The organism is Candidatus Eremiobacterota bacterium (assembly GCA_031082125.1).
GTDB lineage: Bacteria > Vulcanimicrobiota > CADAWZ01 > CADAWZ01 > Ess09-12 > Ess09-12.
In genome coordinates this window covers 282,470-305,219 of the sequence record JAVHLM010000002.1, presented here as the reverse complement: position 1 = coordinate 305,219, position 22,750 = coordinate 282,470, and the positions used below count along the sequence as shown (strand labels likewise).

Below are 22,750 nucleotides of genomic sequence, written 5' to 3'. Positions count from 1 at the left end.
GACATAGGCAGACAAAACTACCCACCCGGGAAATCTGGAGGTGTTCTCTTGAATAACGAGTCTCATTTTCTCACCGATGCCCAGCTCACCTCTGAGCTTGAGCGCTGCGAGTATTGCGAGGAGAAGCCATGCCGCTCGTCGTGCCCCGCAAACTGCTCTCCCTGCGATTTCATCATGGCGACCCGGCGTGGTGAAGCCTTTGACTTCAGACGCGCCGCCGCCGAGATCATGACTGCCAATCCCCTGGGGGGAATCTGCGGGCTTGTGTGCCCTGAGAAGCACTGCATAAGCGGCTGCACGAGGCTGAAATTTGACAACCCTATCAACATTCCGGCGGTACAGGCCTCAATAATAGAGAGAGCCAAGACTCTCAAGGCGTTGCCCCCTCTTGAAAAAGGAAAGCCCAACGGGAAGAAGGTCGCTGTCGTCGGCGCAGGTCCCGCAGGAATAGGAGCGTCATTACTCCTTGCCCAGAAAGGCTACACCGTGAAGTTATTTGAGAAGTCCGGGAAGGCGGGCGGCGCCTGCAACTGGATCCCCGAGCACCGACTCCCCAGAGAGGTCATCACGAGCGATCTCGACTTCACCCTCTCCCATGAGCTCATCACCCTTGAGAAGGGGAAGGAAATTACCGATTTTGCAGCGCTCCTGAAGGAAGGCTTCGATGCCGTCATAGTGGCCACAGGCCTTCCAACCCCCATCAGGCTGGGCATACCGGGCGAAGAACAGGCCCTCATGGGCACCGAGTATCTTGACAGCCCTTCCTCCCGCCCCATGAAAGGCAACGTTGCCGTCATAGGCGGCGGAGCCACAGCCACCGACTGCGCCGTGACCGCGAAACGCCATGGCGCCGCCCGGGTGGAGATGTTCGTGCTCGAGCGCCTCGATGAAATGCCCCTCACGAAGCGCGAGCGCATGGAGCTCATGGAGCACGCCATTGATGTGAGCACACGCCAGCGCGTCACGGCCCTCATAACCCGGAACGGGAAGATTACGGGACTTAAGACCGTCAAGGTGACCCTCCCTGAAGGCACGGCCTTCAACCTGAGAGACATCGCCGAGGTGGCCGGCACCGAAGTGGCCCGCGACGGCTTTGACCACGTGGTAGTGGCCATCGGAAACCGAGCGGGGATAAAGAGAGAGGAGCACCGGGGCCTCTTCTATGCAGGCGACTGCGCCAACGGGCCCACTACGGTGGTAGAGGCCGTGGCGGCAGGCAAGAACGCCGCACTCCTGGTCCACGCCTCTCTCTCAGGCGGCGAGAAGCCCTCGTTCCCCAAGCCGGTGAAGAGCCTCGTGCCCGTTGACGGCTACAGGTACCTTCCAGTCCCCCTCGCCACGGACTTCTTCGGGAGGACCCTCATATCGCCCTTCATTCTCTCGGCAGCGCCGCCCACCGACGGCTACCAGCAGATGAAGAAGGCCTACGAGGCCGGCTGGGCAGGCGGCATCATGAAAACGGCCTTTGACGACGTGGCCATCCATATCCCCTCGGAGTACATGCACGCTTTCAGCCCCCTTACCTACGGGAACTGCGACAACGTGTCGGGCCACCCCCTCTCGCGGGTCTGCAAAGAAGTGGAAGCCCTGGTGCGTGAGTTCCCTGACAGGCTCACCATAGCCTCTACGGGAGGCCCTGTGACGGGAAATGATGAATCCGACAGGAAGCAGTGGCAGAAAAACACGAAAACTCTGGAAAACGCAGGGGCCATGGCCATCGAATACAGCCTCTCATGCCCCCAGGGAGGCGACGGCACCGAGGGCGACATCGTGTCGCAGAACGCCGCCCTCACGGCAAAGATCACGGACTGGATCCTCGAGGTGAGCAGCCCCGACATTCCCAAGCTCTTCAAGCTCACCGCCCAGGTCACCTCCATTGCCGCCATCGTGATGGCCATCAAGGAGGTCATTGAAAAGCACTCCGGCAAAAAGGCTGGCATCACCCTGGCCAACACGTTCCCCACGCTCTTTTTCAGGAAAGGTCTTAAAAAGGAGTGGGAAGAGGGGATCATCGTAGGCATGAGCGGCAGGGGTGTCACGCCCATCAGCAACCTGACGCTTGCCAAGGTGGCCCATCTGGGTGTTCATATCTCGGGAAACGGAGGCCCCATGGACTACCTGGAAGCCGCCAACTTCCTGGCCCTGGGCGTGAGAACCGTGCAGTTCTGCACCGTCGCGATGAAATATGGCTACCACATCATCGATGAGCTCCACCAGGGTCTCTCGCACCTGCTGGCAGAGCGGGGAATTCCCTCGGTGGAAAAGCTCATCGGGATTGCCCTCCCCGGGCCTGTCACAGATTTCATGGAGCTCACACCGGTGAAGAAAATCTCCACGGTAACTGCCGAGCTCTGCGTTCATTGCGGGAACTGCACGAGGTGCCCGTACCTCGCCATCACGCTTGACGAGCAGAAGGTTCCCGTCACCGATGCCGAGCGCTGCGTAGGCTGCAGCATCTGCACCCAGAAATGCATCTCCGGCGCACTTTCAATGAGAGAGCGGACCAGCAAAGAGGCTGCCGCCCTCAAGGAGGCGTAGCCGGTCTTCCAAGCTCGAGGCGTTCCCTTTCCCTGAGGTAGAGAAGGACGGCAAAGACAATCCCGGCAACGCCAAGGGATGAAAAGACAAGCATGGCCGGCACGTAGCTGCCGGTCTTGTCATGTACGCAGCCGATGACGAAGGGGAAGAGGGCAAGGCCGAAGTTCTGTATCATGGTCATGAGGCCGTAGGCAGTGCCAAGCCTTGCCTCATTGATGATGAGAGGCATCGAGGGCCACATGGCCGCCGGCACGAGCGAGAAGGCTATACCCATGATGGACATGGGAATCCACGGGGGAAGAGAAGTGTAGCCCATCAGCAGATAGGTCGGTATCAGCATAAGGGAGCCGACTATCATGACCGAGGCCCTTCTCCCGTAGCGGTCGATAAGAGTTCCGAAAATCGGCGTGCATATCATTGAAAAGGTGATGATGATGCTAGAGATCTTGCTCGCATAATCCTGGGAGTATCCCCACTTCTCGTGGAAAAAGTCCGTGGAAAAGGCCGTGAAAGGGAAGATGGAAGAGTAGAAAAGCACGCAGAGGGTGCTGATGTACCAGAATGAGGCAGGAAACTTCCAGATGTCGGAAAGAAGGACCTTATCGCCTCCCCCATCGCTCATAGAAAGGCCGAACCTGCGCTCGGCGTTTTTATCCATGGCGATATAGATCAGATATGAGGCAAGCGAGACGGCGCAGAGCACCACTGACGCCCAGAGCACGGGTTGGATTGACCGGAAATGGTCGGCTATCCACCCGAAGGTAAAAAAGGCGGCAAAAGTTCCCAGGCGGCTCACGGTGAGATTAAGGCCGAAAGCGAGGGCAAGCTCATTGCCCTTGAACCACCGGGCAATGATGGTGCTCTGGGCCACAATGAGAGACTCCGAGCCGAGGCCGAAGACAAAGCGGCCAAGGAGCATCCAGATAAACACGGGGCTCCATTGCCACTCTGCGGGGATAGCCTGCATGATGAAGGAAGGCACGGGGTGCCATGAGGGTGCAATGGCGGTGATAAGAACGCCCAGCAGCACCAGGAAGGCATAGATGAAGCCGCCGAGGCGGGTCCCGATCTTGTCTATGACAAACCCTCCAAGGAAGACCATCACGATGTTGGGGATGCTGTAAATGCTGTAGAGAAGGCCGAGCTGCCTGCTGTCATAGCCCAGGGCCTTCTTGATCATGGGGCCGATAGGGCCGATGCTGTCGTAAGCGAGATAACTTCCAAAAACAGTGATGCTCACCATGAGCAATATACCCCAGCGGTACCAGCGGGGGGGATCGCCTACGGTTGTCTTCATAATGGCACCTCTTCTCCCCTCATGGGAGGAATGATCACCCATTGCAGAAAAGGCTTCTTCACCCGGGGATATTAAGGATTCATGGGAGAAGCGCCTCTTTCCTGCACAATCTTTTCCCATTCCAGAGGAACAGGGCGCCGCTATGGAGAAATTGTACCCGGACCTTTTATATCCATAGAAAGACCGGGTGCTATGCTTATCGAGGCCGCTGCGCTCCTGAAAAAGGCCCAGCTCATTGATCCGAGAGTCCAGAGGGAAGAATTCCTCAAGACCCTCGATGGTGCCATTCAGGAAGATCCCTTTTTCAGTGAGCCCTATTTCCTGCAGGGGCTTTATTATTTCAAGGCCCACGACTGGAAAAATGCCCGGCACAGCCTCCAACGGGGCATCGACCTTGATTTTACCGTGGGCGGCAAGTCCGATATGGCGGAAAAGGTCTATATCACCCTCGGGAAAGCCTATCAGAACCTGGGCACCACAGAGCAGGCCCTCCTCACCTTCAAGGCGTTCCTGGGTCTCTTCCCCAGGGCAAAAGCCTCGGAAAAGCTTGCCACCCAGATATATTCAAAGCTCAAGAATGCAAAGGAGTGGTTCGATGGCTTCTCCATGGGGTATGACACCTTCATCGCCGGTGACTTTGGGAAAGCCAGGACGGTCTTCGAAGAGCTTCTCTCAATGAACAGAAACTTTTCGTGGACTTACTACTACATAGGGAAATCTGCTTTTCACGGGGGAGGGCGCGAGAGCGCCCTTCCCTATTTCCTCAACGCTTTTGAGCATGACGCCCACTTTCTCTTCTGTCGGGAGCTCTTTGATCTCTACAGGGAGCTCGGCGACAGCAGCCATTCACTTCAGTGGCTCACCAAAGCTCTTGAGCTCAATGCGTACCTCTCAATCTCCCTGCTTGACAGTTATGACTCATCGCCGGCACCGGTGCCGCCTGAGTGCATGGATCTTGTCGCCGGCAAGGCAGCCTCCCTGGGACTCCGGGGGGAGCGGGCAGAAAAAATGGAAAAGATCCTCAAAAGGGCGAAAGCAGTCCCAGAGGCACCACCGGAAGCTGTATTTGAAGCCACCCCTGAAGCCGAAACAGCACCGGCTGCCGAGGCTGTCGCTGAAATACCACCCGGGATCACGGTGCCTGCCGAGATCTCTATGTCCGCACCGGTGCCTCTGGAAGCAGGAGATCTCCAGGCAGGTGCCGACGAACCAATGCCTGCAGCGCCACCTGTCCCCTGTGAGGCATCGCAGGCCGCGCCTCAGCTTGATATGAAAAGCCTGTTTGAGGAAGCCCTGATCAAAGTGACAAAAAGCGCCCTCGACGAGCACTTCTCGACGCTTTTTGCCCATGCGCGCGATGAGTATGACCGGATTCTCGGGGAAGCGGAGAAAAGGGGAGCCCTCATCATAGATGAGGCGGAGCGCAGAGCAAGAAGCATCCACGAGGAACTCGCTTCCCACCTGAAAGGGCTTGGTGAAACGCTGGTCATGTCGGCCGTCAAGCGGCTGGAAGAGAGGGAAATACCCCCTGATGCCGGGAAGACCCCTGAGGCAGAAGAAAAGCCGCCCTTGAAAGAGAAAGAAGCGGCACAGGCCCGAAAATTCACCCAGAAAAAGGGGAAGAAGAGAAAATCCTCACGGTGATCCCCTTGGCTTCCCGTCATAGAGGAGAGCCATCTTCCTGATCTCTGAGGCCACTTCATGCCTCAGGGAAATGGGCGAGACAACCTCCACCTCACCTCTCTGGGAGAGGATCATGGCGATCATGTTTTCCGGGGCCCTCACTTTCACCGTCATGATGACGGAGCCGTCATCTTGCTCCTTCAACTCCTGCGAGGGATGCCACTGGGCTTCTCTTGCCTTCCTGGCCGCGGGGGGGCTGTGGCGTATCACCACCTTCACGGGGTCGTCCTCGCCGAAATCCCAGGGATGGCACAGGTGCCGGGAAATGGTAAAGCCCTCGGGGAGGCTGAATTTCTCCTCGAGAATGGTGGCTTTCTTGATGCGCTTCAGGTTGAACTCCCTTATCTCCCTCCTGAGGTGGCAGAATGCCAGAATATACCAGTTGTCCTGGGAGAAAAATATGCCGTAGGGCTCAACTTTCCTTGTCTTTACCGTGTCATCCATGAAGGTGTGGTAGAGAATCTCAAGGCACCTGTGATCAAGAATGGCCTTGTTCACCGTGTCAGTGGTCTTTGACGAGGTTCCCTCGAACATCTCGTAGGGAATGCCCACGGCAAACTGGTGGTCAAGCCTTGTGAGCATCTCCCTGTACTGTGCGTTGACGCTCCCCTCTATCTTGTCCATCGCTGACTTGATGAGCCTGTAGTAAGGAAGATCGCGGTAGCGCAGCAGGAACCTGCTGCTCAGGAAGAGAGCTACAAGCTCATCCATCTCGAAGTTGATCTGGGGAAAGTAATAATCGCCCGGCAGGCGGTAGCCGTTATCAAAATAGATTGGAAAACCGCTTTCATTGAGGAGGCCTATGTCCCTGTATATGGTCCTCACGCTCACCTCGAGCTCCCTCGCAAGGTCCTGCGCGGTGAGAGTGGAGCGCACCTGGATCCTCCTCAGTATCTGAAGCTGCCTGAAGACCTGTTCTCTTGTGCCTGGCATGGCCCCCCCCTTAGAGAGCTTTGTTCTTTATCTCATGCCGGACACGGGCATTGAGAGTGGAAAATTTGTCAATAAGAGCCTGCTGCTCCTCGACGGGGATTTCCTTAAGGTTTTCGGCGTACCGTGTGATCCGCTCGCGGAGCTCGGCGGGAAGGGGCCTGTCCATATCAGCCTCATTGTCGGTCTCCTGGGGCTCACCGTAGAGGGGGTGATACTTGAGGACAAGCCTGTTCGCCTCCGTGGCGGGCATCCTGTCGATGTTGGTGAACTTCATGAAGAGGCCCATCCTGTTTGTTTCATCGATGCGAAGCAGAAGGCGCCTTTCCACATCGGGAACGGCCCACCAGTTGATGAAATCCTCGTCGGTGACCCCTTCTTTCCTTTTCAGCTCGATGGCCTTCTTCACCTTTTGATCCTTCTTGGCGGCCTCGAGCATGCTCTTGCCGTGATCGGGGGGAAGATTATAGGTGCCGGCATCCTTGCTCTCCTTCACCACCTGGGTGAGAAGGGTCTTGATGAACTTCTTTGCCATCGCGAGCGGCACACCGGTCACCACCTGGTATTTGTCGCTGTAGACCTTCTCCAGATGGGCCTCAAGAGACTTTTTTACTGACTTCTTTACCACTTTCTTCGTCGTACCCATAGCACCACACTCCTTTCATCTATTCCTCCACATGGATCTTCTCCTCTGACACAAAGACGGTGAACTGCTTAAGGAATATGAGATCTATCGTGGCCAGGGGACCGCTTCTCTGCTTGGCGATGATGATCTCGGCCTTGTTCTTCTTCTCTGAATGGGGATTGTAATAATCATCGCGGTAAATGAATATGACCATGTCGGCTTCCTGCTCGATAGCCCCCGACTCTCTGAGATCGGAGAGCATGGGGCGCTTGTCCTGGCGCTTCTCCACCTCGCGGGAGAGCTGTGAGATGGCGATAACGGGAACACTCAGCTCCTTGGAGAGGGCTTTCAGCTGGCGGGATATCTCCGATATCTCCTGGTTGCGGTTTTCAATCCGCGACGAGCCCCTGATGAGCTGGATGTAATCGATGACCACAAGCTCGATGCCATGCTTGCTCTTGAGGCGGCGGGCCTTGGAGCGCATTTCCATGACCGAGAGGTTGGGTGTGTCATCAATGAAGACGGGTGCCTCGCAGAGCACGTTCATTGCCCTTGTGAGGCGGGGCCAGTCAGTCTCCTCGAGGTAGCCGGTGCGGAGGCGCTGGGCATCAATGCGTGCCTCGGCGCAGAGAAAGCGCTGGGCGAGCTCCTCCTTGGCCATCTCAAGACTGAAGATGGCCACGGGCAGCTTCTCCCTCGTGGCAAGGTAATGGGCGATATTGAGGCAGATGGCGGTTTTCCCCATGCCGGGCCTCGCGGCGACGACAATGAGGTTGGCCTTCTGAAGGCCTGCGGTGTAATGGTCAAGATCCCTGTAGCCGGTGGACACACCCGTCACATGGGCCTTCCTCGCATAGAGGTCCTCGATTTTTTCGAAGGTGGTCGCCATGACCTTCTTGAGGGGCACAAAATCGAAGAGCATCCGCTTCTGCGCGATGCCGAATATCTCCGTCTCCGCGCGGTCCACTATCATTTCGGCAGCCTCATCCTCGCGGTATCCCATCCCTGTGATGTTCATGCCTGCGGTGATGAGGTTTCTCAGTATCGCCTTCTCCTTGATGATGGTGGAGTAATACTCGGCGTTGGCCGCCGTGGGGACGGAATCTATCAGGAAGGTGAGGTACGCCACGCCGCCCACCTCGTCGAGCTTGCTGCTGTTGCGAAGCTCGTTGGTGAGCGTGATCAGATCGACAGGCTCGCCCCGCTCATAAAGCTTCAGGATGGCGTTATAGATGACCTGGTGAGCCGTGCGGTAAAAATCAGCGGGATCGGGCAGTATCTCTGCAACCCTTGCGAGCGCCTCCTTTTCAATAAGGCAAGCACCGAGTGCCGATGTCTCCGCGTCTAAGTTCTGCGGCGGAACCCTGTCAACAGAGATCTGCACAGGTCGATTCTCCTCTCACATTCGGGGAAACGGAGCGCCTACTCTTCAGGCGCCACTTCAAGACTGATCTCTGCCGTCACGCCCTTGAAGAGCTTCACGGGAACCTTGTAGCTTCCCGTCTTTTTTATCGGCTCCGCAAGCGTCAGCTTTTTCCTGTCAAGCTCTATCTTGGCCTGTGCGAGCACGAGCTCAACAATGTCCTGCGAGGTCACGGAACCGTAGAGCTTCCCTTCTTCTCCCGCCTTCGCCTTTATGGTGAAGTTCTTCTGGGAAAGGCTGTCGGCAAGATTTTTCGCCTTCTCGGTATTCTTGGCAACGCGGCGCTCCCGCGTCTTCTTCTCGTTCTCCCAGGTCTTCATGTTCCCGGAGGAAGCGACAATCGCAAGGTTATTGGGAAGAAGGTAATTCCGGGCATAGCCGTTCTTGACCTCCAGGATGGCACCCTCTTCACCGAGTTTTTCCACGTCTTTTTTAAGGATTACCTTCATGTCTATCACCTCAAGAAAATAATGTGTCTCCCCCTTCACGACCGCACCGCCGCCCCCCGCGGGGGCATATCTTCAGGGTGCATGCGCCGGGAGAGGATTATATGGTGTGAGGAAGAAGCGCTATTGCCCGCGCCCTCTGAATGGCGCTCGTAAGGGCCCGCTGGTGCTTCGCGCAGTTACCGGAGATCCTCCGGGGAAGGATCTTGCCCCGCTCGCTTACATATTTTCTGAGGGCATTGAAATCCTTATAATCAAGGCTCACAATCTTGTTCACGCAGAAGTGGCACACCTTCCTCTTGGGCTTCCGCATCCTCATATTGCTCTCACGCTTCATACCGTTCATCCTTTCTCTAGTTCTTTTCACGGGGCACTGAGTGCCGCCGGCGGGACAGGCGCGCTAAAAGGGCACGTCATCCTCCATTCCTATGTCAGAGATGCCCAGGTGATCGAGATCCCTGTCACCGCTTTCCACGATGTGGCCTTCCGTCTCGTCCTGGGAAGCTCCCCCCTCGCTCTTGGGCCTTCCCAGCATACGCATGTCAGAGGCGACGACCTCATAGACCTTTCTCTTCTGGCCGTCTGCCGTCGTATAGGTGCGCACCTGGAGCCTGCCCTCGATACAGATGAGCTTCCCCTTGTCAAGGTACCGGGAGCATATCTCGGCAAGCTTCTGCCAGGTCACTATGCTGATAAAATCGGTCTCCCTGTCCTTGCCCTCACTCCTGCGGGGCCGGTCCACCGCTATGGTGAAGGACGTGACAGGCTTGCCGGTCTGGGTATAGCGCATCTCGGGCAGGGCTGTGACGCGCCCGATAAGAATCACCTTGTTGTAGCTTGACATGCAACCTCTCTTTAATTCACTCTGATGATGATGTTTCTCACGATTTCTTCATCGATGCCCATAATGCGGCGAAGCTCCGATGAGACGTTCTCGGGGGCATTGTACCGCATCGTCACGTATACCCCTTCGAGCTTTCCCTTTATCTCATAGGCAAGGCGCCTCTTTCCCCAGTTGTCCACGTTCACCACCTGGCCTCCTGCCTTGCTCACATGGTCAGAAAACTTCTCAATGGTCTTCTGTACATTCTCTTCCGTCAGTGCCGAATCGATAATATAAGTCACCTCGTACGCGTTCAAAACCGTTACCTCCCATAACAGAATGCTGTATCTCCATCTTTCCCTGGTATCATAGGGGAAAATAAAAGAGCGCCGGGCAGTTCGCCTCCCGCCGGCCGATCGCCGGTGCGGCACAGGGCCTGCTCTATAGGGATCTCTTTCCCCATGAGTTCGCGATAAAAAGCGCCACCTCCTTCTTGCGCAGTACTCCGCAAAAATTCTTTTCATAAAACGATAATCTACCCATCGGGGCTGAAGTCAAACTCGCTCTTCCCAATGGCCACCGTATCGCCCTCCTTAGCCCCCCTGGCAAGAAGGGCCTCTTCCACGCCCAGTCGTTTCAGCTTTTTCTGAAGATGCTGCACCGCCTCATCGTTGTCAAGATCGATCATGGCCACCATGTGCTCCACTCTCTTCCCCTCAACGACATAGCGTCCCTCGTCCTGCCTTACAGTGAATTCAGGCTGGGCCGGCCTTTCCACGATATGCACGACCTTTTCAGGGACCGGAGCCTCCCACGCTTTTGAGAATACCTCTTCACGAAGAGCCTCAAGCCCCTCGCCCGTCTCGCAGGAGAGAAACTTTACCTCTCTTCCCCTGCTCCGGAAGCTTTCCCTTATCAGCTTCCTCGGGGCTTCCCCCTCCAGCAGATCGACCTTGTTGAACACTATCAGCTCAGGCCTTGTCATGAGGGCCTCCCGGTACTGCCGGAGCTCTTCTCTGAGCTTCTCATAAGGAAGAAAGGGATCGTCCTCCCCGGCGCACTCTGCGGCATCTATGAGGTGGAGGAGCATCTTGGTCCTCTCAATATGGCGCAGGAACTCGATGCCAAGCCCCTGGCCCCTGTGAGCTCCCTCAATGAGGCCGGGCACATCTGCAATCACAATGACTTTGCCCTGCATTGCCGCTACACCGAGCATGGGCGTGAGGGTTGTGAAAGGATACGGCGCCACCTTGGGCAGGGCCCTGGTGAGCATTGAAAGGAGCGTGGATTTGCCCGCGTTGGGAAAGCCGATTATGGCCACGTCGGCAAGGAGCTTCAGCTCAAGCTTGAGCCAGTGCTCTTCTCCCGGCTCGCCCTTTTCAGCAAAACGGGGAATGTGCCTCATTGCCGTCTTGAACTCCGTATTTCCCTTTCCTCCTCTGCCTCCCCTCGCCGCGGGGAACCGCTCGCCATGAGCCACGAGGTCGGCAAGGGCATCGCCACTCTCCACGTCATAGACAATGGTCCCGGTGGGAACCTTCACCACCATGTCTTCACCGTACTTTCCGTCTTTCAGGCTTCCCTTGCCATGATCGCCCCTCTTGGCCTTGAAATGCACTTTGTACTTGAAGGCAAGGAGATCGCTCATGGAGCTGTCGGCTTCAAGATAGACAGTGCCGCCCTGGCCACCGCTCCCGCCGTCGGGGCCGCCGCGGGGAATACACTTCTCACGGCGGAAACTGGTGCAGCCGCTTCCTCCATCGCCTCCCTTTACATAAATCTTTGCTTCATCAATAAGACGTTCTTTCATGATCCTGGCAGTTCTGTCTTTCGCTCGGTGAGTAGCTTCATGGCCTTGAGAGGCCATTGCCTTGGCAGGCGCGGAGTTCTCCTGATCGTTCAGATGACGAAAAAAGTCCACACATCGTGGACTTGAGGGCACCTCCCGGGGATGTGGTCTGCCTTATACGGGCACTACATGGACAAAAGACTTGTTGTTCCTGGTGTCAAACTCCACCTTTCCGTTCACGAGGGCAAAGAGGGTGTGATCCCTTCCCATTCCCACGTTCGTTCCCGGATTCACCCTGGTGCCGCGCTGGCGGATTATGATATTTCCGGCAATCACCATGCTCCCTCCGGACTTTTTCAGCCCGAGCCTCTGAGAATGGCTGTCCCTCCCGTTTCTCGAGCTTCCCATACCTTTTTTATGAGCAAAAAGCTGAAGGTCGAACTTCATGGTCTTCATCCCTTTCTCTTTCGGGCGGTCTTTCGCCTCATAGTTCCGAAATTTTTGTTCATTATAGCACAAGTGGAAGGGGAATGCAATACCTGCGCCCCCTTCTTTCACTTTTTCACTCTGATGAGGCCCGCGCCTTGTGTCGAGACCCATAAACAATCCCTGTCCTCGATGCATTTCACCATGTCGTGGGGCACCTCAAGCCTCAGCGTATCAAGAAGAGACATGAACCTCATGGGGACTGCCTGGTAATCCGTCACCTTCTCCCCTGCCCATGAAGACGCGGGGCACCACCTGTCAGAGTCCCGGTCATAGGCAAAAAGACCCGCCGGGAGCCTGCACCTGGCGTAAAGCCTCCCCTCGGTGCTGGGAAAAAGCTCCTCCACCTGCGAGCCTTCCGCGGGGACATAGGAGGCTTCCACTTCACCTGATGGGGCAAAGCGGGTGATGGCTCCTGTGTCAGAAGCGGCCCAGAGCTTCCCTTCCCAGAGGGCCATGGCCTTTATCGAGGAGCCGGGGAGAGTGTTTGAAAACTCGTAGGCCTCAAGGCGGTCACCCTTCATGACCATCACCGCTCGGGAGGCTGCCAGCAGGAGGGCTCCAGACGGGGAGCTCTCAATGACCGAGGGCAGGTAGCTTTTGAGCGAGGGAGGCACCCTGTAGAATAGAAGCCCGTTATTGACCCACCGGCCGAATCCCTTGTCAGAGAGGAGCAGAAGCTCATCACCGCATCTTTTTACCTTCAGAGACTCCTCGTAAATTCCCGGGGGAACCTTCACCTCGGTAAGCCTGCCGCTGTCACAGTCGTAGAAATGGAGCCCTCCACAGCGCAGGCTCGATGCACCCTTTTCCTCCCTCAGCAATGAGCCGGTGATCCAGAGCGTCGTGCCTTCCATGGCGAAGGAGTCAATCCTGTCAAATCCAGAAAAGGTCTTCGTGGCCTTCTTCTCTATTATCCGGTCCTCAAGGCCGAAAGAGTAGAGCTCCGTCGGCGAGGGAAGGGATGTCTCGGCTTCTACCAGAACATGGGTCCCGTCCACGAAGACGTTTTGCGCATTGAAGCCTTCTTTCGCATAGATAAAGGAGTCTGTCGCCGTGTTGAAAAAGACTATGCCGTTTTCCGTGCCAAGGTAGAGAATGCTCTCATAGAGGAGAAGCTCGGTGATCCAGGGGCATGGAAGGCCTTTCCCTTCCCCGTAAAAGCGGAATCCCCTGCCGTCTGCATCACGCCTCATAAGGCCCCCAAGGACAGGGCTCTTAATAAGCCGGGGCGAGGTGGCTATCCAGACGCTCTTCCTCCCCTCGGCAAAGGCCGTTACCCTGTTGAAGCATAGGCCGTTGAGGGTATTGAAAAGGGTCCACTCCTTTCTTCCGGGAGAGGAGATGATGAGGCCGCACCCCGCACCGACATAGAGCGTCCCCTCTTCGCTCTCCAGCAGTGCAAGAAAAGGGGGGGCCGAGGGGATAATCTTCACGCCGTCGCGGGCAGGGAGGGAGAGGGTGACCTTATGAATGGCGGGAACAGGGAGCTCCCTGAAGGTGCACTTCAGGGAGGGTGGCTCTCCTGATTCCTCCAGATCCCCGGCATGGGAGGGAGAGGCCACAAAAAGAGCCAAAAAAATCGCAAGGACTGCTCCTGCCTTAGCGCTCAACATTCTGCAGCTCTCTTCCTGCAACGATCATGGTGAGACCATGGCCGGCCTCCTCCCTGTCCACCGTCACGAGGCTGTTTTCCTTGATGCGCCCCTCGAGTATCTGGAGCGCAAGTGGATCCTGCACATATTTCCTTATAGCCCTTTTGAGGGGCCTGGCACCGTATACGGGATCAAAGCCGGCGTCTGCAAGAAACTCATGGGCGCCCGCGGTGAGCTCCACGTCAATCTTCCTGTCCCTGAGCCTCGTGCGCAGGTGCTCCACCTGGATGTCCACAATCCGGGAAATCTCGGACCTTGTGAGCTTGTTGAAGATGATGATCTCGTCAAGCCTGTTTAAGAACTCGGGCCTGAAGTGCTCCTTGAGAGCCTCCTGGATCCTGCGGTTCATCTCCTCGGCCTCGTCTTCGCCCAGCTCCTGGATATAGACGCTCCCCACATTGGAGGTCATGATCACGATGGTGTTCTTGAAGTCCACGGTGCGGCCCTGGCCGTCAGTGAGGCGACCGTCGTCAAGGACCTGGAGAAGCACGTTGAAGACATCGTGATGGGCCTTTTCAATCTCATCAAAGAGGAGCACCGAGTAGGGCCTCCGGCGCACTGCCTCGGTAAGCTGCCCCCCCTCCTCGTAGCCCACGTAACCCGGAGGAGCACCGATAAGGCGCGCCACCGAGTGTTTTTCCATGTATTCACTCATGTCAATGCGGATCATGGCCCGCTCGTCATCGAAGAGGAACTCTGCAAGAGTTCTTGCGAGCTCTGTTTTGCCCACCCCTGTGGGGCCCAGGAAGATAAATGAGCCGAGGGGCCTGTCGGGTTCCGATATCCCCGAGCGGGCCCGGCGCACCGCATTGGCCACGGCCATGATGGCATTATCCTGGCCTACCACGCGCTTCCTGAGCTGCTCCTCCATGCGCACGAGCTTCTGCATTTCTCCCTCCATCATCCTTGACACGGGGATGCCGGTCCACTTGGAGACCACCTCCGCCACGTCTTCCTCGTCCACCTCCTCCTTGAGGAACTTCCTCTCCTTCTGTATCGAGGCGAGCCTTGCGTTCTCTTCGCCTATCTTGTTCTGGAGTTCACGGATAAGCCCATAGCGTATCTCGGCGACGCGCTGGAGGTTCCCCTGGCGCTCAGCCCCCTCTGCTTCCGTCTTGTAACGCTCAATCTGCTCGCTGTAATCGCTTATTTTCCGGATGCACTCCTTTTCAAGCTTCCACTGCACCTTCATCTCGTCGCTCTCCTCTTTGAGCGAGGCGAGCTCCTCCTCGAGCCTCCTCTGCCTCTCCCGGGAGGCCTCATCTTTCTCCTTGGAGAGAACCTGCTTCTCTATCTCGAGCTGCCTCACGCGCCGCTCCAGCTCGTCTATTTCCGTGGGCATGCTGTCAATCTCTATGCGGAGCCTTGATGCCGACTCATCGATGAGATCGACGGCCTTGTCGGGGAGAAACCTGTCCGAAATATAGCGGTGGGACAGCACGGCAGCGGCTACAAGGGCGCCGTCCTTGATCTTGACGCCGTGATGGACCTCGTAGCGCTCCTTGAGTCCCCTCAGGATGGCGATGGTACTCTCCACGTCGGGCTCCTTTACTAAGACCGGCTGGAAGCGCCGCTCAAGAGCCGCATCCTTTTCTATATGCTTCCTGTATTCGTCATGGGTCGTGGCGCCGATGCACTTGAGGTCGCCGCGGGCAAGGGCAGGCTTCAGCATATTGGCGGCGTCAACAGCTCCCTGGGCAGCCCCGGCCCCCACAAGGGTATGGATCTCGTCAATGAAGAGAATAACCTCACCCCTGGCGCTCTCTATCTCCTTGAGGACGGCTTTGAGACGGTCCTCGAACTCTCCCCTGAATTTCGTGCCTGCCACAAGGGCACCCAGGTCGAGGCCTACAAGCCTCTTTTCCTTGAGGCTCTCAGGCACGTCACCGCTCACTATTCTCTGGGCGAGGCCTTCAACGATGGCAGTCTTGCCCACGCCGGGCTCACCAATGAGGACGGGGTTGTTCTTGGTCCGCCGGGAGAGGACCTGGATGCACCGCCTTATCTCGTCATCGCGGCCGATGACAGGATCGAGCTTCCCCGACCGGGCAAGCTCCGTGAGGTTGCGGCCGTATTTCTGAAGGGCCTGGTACTTGTCCTCGGGGTTCTGGTCGGTGACGCGCTGCGTGCCCCTGATCTCTACAAGGACCTTGTAAATGGCCTCGGGGGATACCCCCATACTGCGCAGCACCTGTCCAGCCCTGCAGGATTTCTCATCGGCAATGGCAATAAAGAGATGCTCCGTGGAAATATACTCATCTTTGAGGCGCTGGGCCTCGCGCCATGCCACCTCCAGAATCTTTGAGAGCTGCGGCGACATGTATACCTGCCCCGCGCCGCCGCCATATACGGCAGGGGACTTTTTCAGCTCCTCCCTGAGGCGCTCCATGACCATGGGGGGGTTCACGCCGAGTTTCTGCAGGATGGGGACGGCTATCCCCTCGTGCTGCTCGAGAAGGGAGAGCATGAGATGCTCCGGCTCGACCTGCTGATGGCTGTGGTGCGATGCGAGATCCATCGCTGCCTGAAGGGCCTCCTGGGCCTTGACGGTCATTTTATCGTAACGCATGGTTTCACCTCACATTCCCTTTTTATATACATCAAGATGTGTTTACACTAAAAAAAGATTCAAACAGGGGAGGCCTGGGTCGCCGCGGGGACCTCGATCCTGAAGAGGTGGCGGTAAAAGGGGCCCATATCCAGGTAAAGGCCCTTCGTGGAGAGCAGATCTCCATCACGCTCGTAGAGGTTGTCATCAAGGAGATCGACAAGGGTGCAGGTCTTTCCCTCTATCCCCCCCGGTGGAAGGGGTACGTAGCACTGTGAGCGCTGCGGTGAGAGGTTTGTCACCACGAGATAGAGCTCCGTGCGCAGGGCCCAGAGGTACACGATGAAATTCTGATAGGTATTGTTTCCTTCCCAGGCGGAATAAGTGGGAAGATACTGCCACCTGCCCCGGTGGAAGACCTCCTGGGAGGTGAGGGAGAGGAGTTTCTCGTAAAACAGCCACAGCTCTTCATCACGGTCTTCACGCTCGCGCCTTCCGAGCTGCACGGGAAGTTTTCTGCGGTATCCTTCCAGCTGTCCCTCATGGTAAAGCCGGGCTCCAGGAAGGGTCCCTGCAATGAGGGCGGCCGTCTTCAGGTGCTCAGGTGAAAATACCGCGGCGGCACGGTCCTCGTCATGGTTTTCAATAAAGCGGAGGCACCGCTCCTGATAGAAAAAGGGGCCCCCGCCGATATAATTCTCTATTTTGAGGGGCTCGGCAGAGCGCAGCCAGTCGTAGAGGGCCTTGTCATAGGTGTAATCAAAGCCCATGAACTGAAGCTCCCCCTCCTTCATCCAGTATGCTTCGGCGGCAAAGAGAAACTCGGGGTGCACTGCCTTGACTTCCTCAATGGCTTCCTGCCAGAACTCCCCGGGAATCCTTCTGCGCCGCCCCTCGGGAAAGAGGCGCTCTCCCCAGATACCCATGTGGATCTCGTTAAGAATGAGCATCGCCATATCGCACCTCACACCGTCGCACTTTGAAGCGATCTCTAGAAGGGTGGCCTTCATTGCTTCGCGGGTTGAGGCATTGAAGTAGTTCAGCTGCGCCGTATCGGTCCAGGCGGGATAATAGGGATCCCTTCCATGAGCAATCACCACGGGGTGGTATTCATTTCCTGCATTGAAGAAAGTCCCCGTATCGCGGTAATAATCCTCAAGGGAGCCCCCCACGTAGTACTCAGGATGCTCTGTCACCCAGGGATGATCAAGGGCCGTATGGTTCGGCACGAAATCGAGCATGACCGGGAGCCCTGCCTTATGGGCCTTGGACCTTAAATCCCTGAGGCCTTCCTCGCCCCCCAGGTTGCTGGATACGGTGTAGCTGTTCACGGCATAAGGAGAGGAAAGGATATCTTTTTCCCTTAGATCGGGGAGGGCCCTGATGAACTCTCTCCTGAGCCCTTCATGAGCCCTTGCAATGGCCTGCCCCACAGGGGAAGGCTCCCAAATCCCCATGAGCCAGAGAGCATCGAAGCCGCGGCTGCGCAAAAGGGCAAGTTCCTCTTCAGTCACTGCGCCAAGATGCATGGGGGTACCGTATTTTGCCGAAAGAGCAGAAAGCCACAATCGTGTGTTGACTTCGTAGATGACAGGGTATTTCCTGAAAGAGAGCACTGCTATCGACTCCTTTCCCCGCCATGGGCAAAGGATCTGGCCTCCCATTCCTGCTCGCGGTAATGCCTTTCCTGGAACATGCCGCGGCCGGGAGAGGCGGGAAAGGCTCCGTCCTTGAATATTATCTCTCCCCGGGAGAGGGTCGTAAGGGGCACCCCGATGACTTCCATGCCCTCATAGGGGGAAAAATCGGTGTTCATGTGAAGATCAGCGGCACGAAGGGTTTTTTGTGCTGCAGGATCAAAGATGACCACGTCGGCGTCTGCACCGGGAGCCAGGCTCCCCTTTGACGGATAGAGCCCGAAGAGCTTGGCAGGGTTTGCCGAGACGATCTCCACCATCTGGCTTGCCGTGATCCTCCCCTTTTTCACTCCTTCTGAGTAAAGAAGGGAGAGAAGGGTCTCCACGCCTGGAAGACCGGGAGGCACGGAGGTAAAATCGCTGCCTGCCGAGCTCTTCTGAGCCCTCGTGAAGGGGGAGTGGTCCGAAGAGACGACCTGGATGGCCCCTACCGAGATGCCCCGCCAGAGTATCTCATTGTCAATTGCCTTCCTGAGCGGCGGGCTTGCCACGAAGTGAAGACCCTCGGGACCTTCATGCTTTTCATCCGAGAGCAGCAGGTACTGGGGGCAAGTCTCGGCAAAAACCATCATTCCCTTTCCCTTGGCCTCGCCCACGAGGCGCGTCCCCTCGGCAGTGGTGAGGTGAAAGACAAAGAGACGGCTGTTGGTTACCTCCGTAAGGTAGAGGGCTCTCCTGAGGGCTTCGACCTCCACGTAGTGGGGGGACGACACGGAGTGCCACCGGGGCTCTCTCTTCCCCTCCCTGAGGAGAAGTGCCCTGTTCCTCTCCACAAGGTGGTGGTTCTCTGCATGAATGCCTATAAGGGCGCCCTGGTCCCTTGCCTGCTCGAGCATGGTGATGAGAGCCCCGTCATCAGCCATCCAGGCAGCCTTTCCCAGTCCCATGAAGAGCTTGAAAGTGGGGACGCCCGCCTCTATGAGCTTTGGTATGTCCTTCAGCGTGCCCTCGGAAAAATCGGTAAAAGCCATATGGAGAGCATAGTCCACATAGGCATGGGTCTGTGCCTCGCTGCGGCGCATTTTGAGGGCTTCAAGGGGAGACTGCCCTTTCTCCTGGACGGCACAGTCTATAAAAGTCGTGACACCGCCGGCAGCACAGGCCCTGCTTCCCGAGAGAAAATCATCGGACGTGAGGAGACCTCCCGCAGGATCGGAGAAATGCGTATGGCCGTCAATCACGCCGGGAAGGACAAGCATTCCTTCAGCGTCGATCTCCTCCCTGGCCTCGAGGTGAACGCCCTGCGTGAGGGCAGCGATCTTCCCCCCCCTGATGGCGATATCACCCTTGAAAGTGTCGGTGGCCATCACTATCATTCCATTTTTTATCACAAGATCCATAAGTACCTCCTTCGGTGCTCCTTGCGGTGCTCTTAAGTGCCGAACATCCTGTCGCCGGCATCTCCGAGGCCGGGCAGGATATAGGCTTGCTCATTGAGGCGGCTGTCAATGGCAGCGACATAGATATCCACATCGGGGTGGGCCTCCTCCACTGCCGCCACACCTTCCGGCGCGGCAAGGATGCAGAGGAATTTTATACGGGAGCCCGGAATTCCCCTGGTCTTCATGAACTCAATGGCGGCGCAGGCCGAGCCCCCCGTGGCAAGCATGGGATCGATAAGGAAGATGGCGTCGCCTTCCATTTCCTGGGGAAACTTGCAGTAGTATTCAACAGGCTTGAGGGTGTCGTGCTCGCGGTAAATCCCTATATGGCCCACGCGGGCATCAGGGAAGAGGCGCAGCATCCCGTCTACCATACCCAGGCCTGCGCGGAGAATCGGCATGATGATGATGCCGTTCTCAATGACACCCTTCAGGCGCGCCTTCATGAGCGGCGTCTCTATGTCCACCTCCCTGAGGTGAAACTCCCTGGTGGCTTCATAAGCCATGCAGGTGGTAATCTCCACGACAAGCTCCCTGAAATCTTTCGGTGGCGTCTCTTTCCTGCGCAGTACGGTGAGCTTATGCTGGATCATGGGGTGGCTTGTGACATGCACTGGCATTGCGTGCGTTCTCCTTGCTCTCTTGTGATGAGGGGGAAGGTTCATTCCGGACCTTTAGGTATTCCATATATCCCCCCATAGTCCTGTTCACTCACGGGGGACCTCACGGGGGACCTCACTGGAGCTTCATCTTGGGATCAACGGCATCCCTGATGCCTTCGCCCATAAAATTAAAGGAAAGCACGGTGAGCATGATGAGCACGCCGGGGTAAAGGGCCATCCATGGCGCAGTGGAGATGTATTCCTGGGCTCTCATAAGCATGTTTCCCCAGCTTGCCTGGGGCTCTTGCACACCAAGGCCAAGAAAACTCAGCACCGATTCCGTGAGGATGGCCCCCGCAACTCCAAGCGTTGCCATGACAATGACAGGGGCAAGACAGTTGGGGATGATATGCCTGAAAATAATATGGGAGTCCGAGGCTCCGCAGGCCCTTGCCGCCTCGATGAAGGCCGTCTCCTTGAGAGCCAGGACCTGTCCCCTCACGAGCCTTGTGGGCCCCGCCCAGCTGGTGAGGCCGATTACTACTATCACGTTGAACACCGAGGGGGAGAGGAGCACCTGGATGGCCAGGATAAAGAAAAAAGTGGGAATGGAGAGCATCACGTCAACGACGCGCATGATGAGGCCGTCAACCCACCCCCCGTAATAGCCTGCGAAAGAGCCGAGCAGAATGCCTATCAGCATATAGAGGGAAACGGCCAGGATGCCCACAAGGAGTGATATCCTCGTGCCGTAGAGGGCCCTGCTGAAAACATCTCTCCCGTAGTTGTCAGTGCCGAAGAGATGAGCGCCCCCGGGAGGCTGGGGAACCCCTTCAAAGCTCAGATCCTGACGATCGGGAGGATAGGGGGAATAGAGCCCGCAGGTAAGGGCAACCAGAACCATCAGCAGAATGACAAGGAAGCCCGCCACGGCAAGCCTGTTTCTGCGGTACTTCTTCCAGAACTCCCTTAACTCTCCCATGGTTGAAGCAGTCACCTCCCCGCCTACAAGGACTGGGTGGAAAGCCTGAAGAACTGGAGGATCGAATAACCGAGAGCGATCTCATCCCTGTCCCTGAGCACCGCCCCTGTGGCAGGCTTCCTGTTAATCTCCACGCCATTCCTGCTGTCCATGTCCTTTAAAACAAACTCGTCGCCCTGCAGCTCTATCCTGCAGTGAAGGGACGACACCTTGGGATCGCTTATGATGATGCTGTTATCCTCTGAGCGCCCGAGGGTCACTGCGCTTGCCAGGAGAGGGTAAATCTTCCCCTTGCCGAAGCCTTCCTTGACGGCAAGCACGGCCCTGATCACCTGGAGCGATGCCCCCCCCTCCTTGACAGACTCCCCCGAGGTGTAGGAGCAGGAGAGCTTTACAAAGCCTCTTTTGACAGAGCCCTCCTCATGAAGCTCAACGCCAAGAGGGCCAAGGAAGGAAAGATCGAGATCTTCTGCCTCCATGGCGAGAAACTGTACCAGCTCCCCCCTGAATGTGGCCATAAGGCGGGAAAACTCATGGTAATCCTCCCCTGAGAGAGATATGACGTAATGATTGGGCCCGTAACATTTCTGCAGGATGAGGCGCTTCTCTTCCCTCATCATGGAGGCAAGCTTTTTTGCCACCTCCATGGGGTGGATGCCATCCTGGAAATGGTCAAGTATCCTTCCCTCTATGAGGTGCTCAAGACTCTTTTCAAGCTTTCTCAGGTATTCCATGGCATCCTTCTGCCGCTCGCGCCTTTTTTCTGAGCTGGCCGCAGGCCGCGTCTATATCGACGCCCCGCTCCTTTCTCACGGTGGTCCTGATTCCCGCCTCATCCATCACCTTCTTGAAACGCTCCACGGAGTCATCTCTGCTTCTCTGGCAAGAAAACTCCGCGACAGGATTGAGGGGTATGAGGTTGATGAGCGCAGTAAGGCCCCTGAGGAGCTCACGGAGGGCTATGGCATCATGAACCCCGTCATTCACGCCCCTGATAAGGGCATACTCTATGGTGACACGCCTTCCCGTCATCCTCTGGTAATTTTGGAGGCTCTCCATGAGCCTCGCAAGGGGATACTTCCTGTTGACCGGCATCAGGGAGCTCCTCACCTCGTCATTGGCGCTGTGAAGGGACACGGCAAGCTTTACCTGCATGCCCTCGGTGGCAAGCCTTTCAATCCCGGGGACTATGCCGCAGGTCGATATGGCGATATGCCTCACCCCGATGGCAATCCCGTCGGGATGGTTCAGGATCCTCACGGCTTTCATCACATGGTCATAATTGAGGAGGGGCTCTCCCGTGCCCATCATCACCACATTGGCGACCCTCACCTGGCGGGAGGCTATCTCTTTCTGGATCTGGAGCACCTGGTCCACTATCTCGCCGGCGGTGAGGTTTCTCACGAATCCCCCGATTGATGAAGCGCAGAAGGTGCATCCCATGGCGCATCCCACCTGCGTGGAGATACAGGCGGTCATCCTCGAGGGACCAAGGTGATCCTCGTAGCTCATAAGGACACTCTCGACAAGATGGCCATCAGCGAGGGCAAAAAGATACTTCTCGGCGTCACCGTCAGACGACACCTGCCGTGTGACTACCTTCAGCTGACCGATGGAGGCTGCCTCAGAGAGGCGCCCGCGAAGCTCCCTGCCGTAATCAGTCATGGCGGCAAAGTTGCTTTCTCCCTTGCCATAGAGCCATTTCATCATCTGCTTCCCGCGGTAGGCTTCCTCACCGAGCACGATAAAAAACTCCTCAAGCTCCCGGAGGTCCATTCCCTTGAGATCCACTCACCTGCACCCATGGCTTTCAGGGAGCCAGGCCGGCCGGGAAAAAAAGAGGG

20 protein-coding genes are annotated in these 22,750 nt (G+C 56.9%); 2 read left to right on the top strand and 18 right to left on the bottom strand.

The window, feature by feature from the left end:
- Nucleotides 1-48: 48 nt before the first annotated feature.
- Nucleotides 49-2,538 (top strand): FAD-dependent oxidoreductase, encoded by a 2,490-nt coding sequence (locus RDV48_03685; protein MDQ7821878.1) that lies wholly within the window; start codon nt 49-51, stop codon nt 2,536-2,538.
- Here RDV48_03685 and RDV48_03680 read toward each other — a convergent pair.
- Complete coding sequence (locus RDV48_03680) at nt 2,525-3,835, bottom strand: MFS transporter (protein ID MDQ7821877.1); 1,311 nt, start codon at nt 3,833-3,835, stop codon at nt 2,525-2,527. The two genes, RDV48_03685 and RDV48_03680, sit on opposite strands and share 14 nt — an antisense overlap.
- A 192-nt stretch (nt 3,836-4,027) precedes the next feature.
- Between RDV48_03680 and RDV48_03675 the strand changes: the two genes are divergently transcribed.
- On the top strand, nt 4,028-5,479 hold the full coding sequence (locus RDV48_03675) for a hypothetical protein (protein MDQ7821876.1): 1,452 nt from the start codon (nt 4,028-4,030) through the stop codon (nt 5,477-5,479).
- On the opposite strand, the gene RDV48_03670 is transcribed toward RDV48_03675, so the two are convergent.
- From RDV48_03670 to rlmN, 17 genes are all read right to left on the bottom strand, one after another.
- On the bottom strand, nt 5,471-6,451 hold the full coding sequence (locus tag RDV48_03670; protein ID MDQ7821875.1) for a YafY family protein: 981 nt from the start codon (nt 6,449-6,451) through the stop codon (nt 5,471-5,473). The two genes, RDV48_03675 and RDV48_03670, sit on opposite strands and share 9 nt — an antisense overlap.
- Before the next feature lie 10 nt (nt 6,452-6,461).
- Nucleotides 6,462-7,094 carry a hypothetical protein gene (locus tag RDV48_03665; protein ID MDQ7821874.1) on the bottom strand — a complete coding sequence of 211 codons (633 nt, stop codon included), beginning with the start codon at nt 7,092-7,094 and terminating at the stop codon, nt 6,462-6,464.
- A gap of 19 nt (nt 7,095-7,113) precedes the next feature.
- The gene (gene dnaB, locus RDV48_03660) at nt 7,114-8,457 is read right to left on the bottom strand and encodes a replicative DNA helicase (protein ID MDQ7821873.1); all 1,344 of its coding nucleotides are present in this window, start codon (nt 8,455-8,457) and stop codon (nt 7,114-7,116) included.
- 38 nt (nt 8,458-8,495) lie between these two features.
- Nucleotides 8,496-8,945: a 50S ribosomal protein L9 gene (gene rplI / locus RDV48_03655; protein ID MDQ7821872.1), complete on the bottom strand. Its 450-nt coding sequence runs from the start codon at nt 8,943-8,945 to the stop codon at nt 8,496-8,498.
- Nucleotides 8,946-9,042: 97 nt separating this feature from the next.
- Nucleotides 9,043-9,279 carry a 30S ribosomal protein S18 gene (rpsR, locus tag RDV48_03650; GenBank protein MDQ7821871.1) on the bottom strand — a complete coding sequence of 79 codons (237 nt, stop codon included), beginning with the start codon at nt 9,277-9,279 and terminating at the stop codon, nt 9,043-9,045.
- A 63-nt stretch (nt 9,280-9,342) separates the two neighbouring features.
- The gene (locus tag RDV48_03645) at nt 9,343-9,786 is read right to left on the bottom strand and encodes a single-stranded DNA-binding protein (protein ID MDQ7821870.1); all 444 of its coding nucleotides are present in this window, start codon (nt 9,784-9,786) and stop codon (nt 9,343-9,345) included.
- 11 nt (nt 9,787-9,797) lie between these two features.
- Complete coding sequence (gene rpsF / locus RDV48_03640; protein ID MDQ7821869.1) at nt 9,798-10,082, bottom strand: 30S ribosomal protein S6; 285 nt, start codon at nt 10,080-10,082, stop codon at nt 9,798-9,800.
- A 218-nt stretch (nt 10,083-10,300) separates the two neighbouring features.
- The gene (gene obgE / locus RDV48_03635) at nt 10,301-11,575 is read right to left on the bottom strand and encodes a GTPase ObgE (protein ID MDQ7821868.1); all 1,275 of its coding nucleotides are present in this window, start codon (nt 11,573-11,575) and stop codon (nt 10,301-10,303) included.
- A 153-nt stretch (nt 11,576-11,728) separates the two neighbouring features.
- Nucleotides 11,729-12,001, bottom strand: coding sequence for a 50S ribosomal protein L27 (gene rpmA, locus RDV48_03630; protein MDQ7821867.1), 273 nt, complete (start codon nt 11,999-12,001; stop codon nt 11,729-11,731).
- A gap of 107 nt (nt 12,002-12,108) precedes the next feature.
- Nucleotides 12,109-13,656 (bottom strand): hypothetical protein, encoded by a 1,548-nt coding sequence (locus RDV48_03625; protein MDQ7821866.1) that lies wholly within the window; start codon nt 13,654-13,656, stop codon nt 12,109-12,111.
- Entirely contained in the window at nt 13,643-16,264 is a 2,622-nt protein-coding gene (clpB, locus tag RDV48_03620; protein MDQ7821865.1) for an ATP-dependent chaperone ClpB, read from the bottom strand. Before clpB ends, RDV48_03625 begins: the two co-directional genes overlap by 14 nt.
- Nucleotides 16,265-16,323: 59 nt before the next feature.
- Nucleotides 16,324-17,859, bottom strand: a complete 1,536-nt coding sequence (locus tag RDV48_03615) for an alpha-amylase family glycosyl hydrolase (GenBank protein ID MDQ7821864.1) — start codon at nt 17,857-17,859, stop codon at nt 16,324-16,326.
- A 2-nt stretch (nt 17,860-17,861) separates the two neighbouring features.
- Nucleotides 17,862-19,280 carry a dihydropyrimidinase gene (hydA, locus tag RDV48_03610; protein MDQ7821863.1) on the bottom strand — a complete coding sequence of 473 codons (1,419 nt, stop codon included), beginning with the start codon at nt 19,278-19,280 and terminating at the stop codon, nt 17,862-17,864.
- A 32-nt stretch (nt 19,281-19,312) separates the two neighbouring features.
- Entirely contained in the window at nt 19,313-19,942 is a 630-nt protein-coding gene (upp, locus tag RDV48_03605) for a uracil phosphoribosyltransferase (GenBank protein ID MDQ7821862.1), read from the bottom strand.
- A 115-nt stretch (nt 19,943-20,057) separates the two neighbouring features.
- On the bottom strand, nt 20,058-20,906 hold the full coding sequence (locus RDV48_03600) for an ABC transporter permease (GenBank protein MDQ7821861.1): 849 nt from the start codon (nt 20,904-20,906) through the stop codon (nt 20,058-20,060).
- Between the two features lie 23 nt (nt 20,907-20,929).
- Nucleotides 20,930-21,640: a DUF3662 domain-containing protein gene (locus tag RDV48_03595; GenBank protein MDQ7821860.1), complete on the bottom strand. Its 711-nt coding sequence runs from the start codon at nt 21,638-21,640 to the stop codon at nt 20,930-20,932.
- Nucleotides 21,618-22,697 (bottom strand): 23S rRNA (adenine(2503)-C(2))-methyltransferase RlmN, encoded by a 1,080-nt coding sequence (rlmN, locus tag RDV48_03590; GenBank protein ID MDQ7821859.1) that lies wholly within the window; start codon nt 22,695-22,697, stop codon nt 21,618-21,620. Before rlmN ends, RDV48_03595 begins: the two co-directional genes overlap by 23 nt.
- Nucleotides 22,698-22,750: the final 53 nt, after the last annotated feature.